At 57.1% G+C, this 315-nt stretch carries 1 pseudogene; it reads right to left on the reverse strand.

Going from position 1 to position 315, the window contains the following annotated elements:
* Positions 1 to 315, reverse strand: a pseudogene (locus tag BFF42_RS21455) (DDE-type integrase/transposase/recombinase); the annotation flags it as partial.

Genomic DNA, 315 nt, shown 5'->3' on the forward strand with positions numbered 1-315 from the left:
GAACTGGCGTGTTTCATTAGCCCGGTAGCATGAACCATTATCCGTCAGCCACTCCACTGGAGACGACGGAAGATCGTTGCCGAAGCGGCGTTCCACCGCTCCCAGCATGACGTCCTGTACTGTTTCACTGTTGAAGCCGCCGGTAGTCACCGCCCAGTGCAGTGCCTCACGATCACAGCAGTCCAGCGCGAACGTGACACGCAGTCTCGCAACAGGGCATTCTGGCGCATGATCCGGTAAACACGTTTGGCATTGATCGCAGGCATACCATCAAGTTCTGCCTGTCTGCGAAGCAGCGCCCATACCCGACGATAA

This window comes from Shigella sp. FC1661, from assembly GCF_001712525.1.
GTDB lineage: Bacteria > Pseudomonadota > Gammaproteobacteria > Enterobacterales > Enterobacteriaceae > Escherichia > Escherichia coli.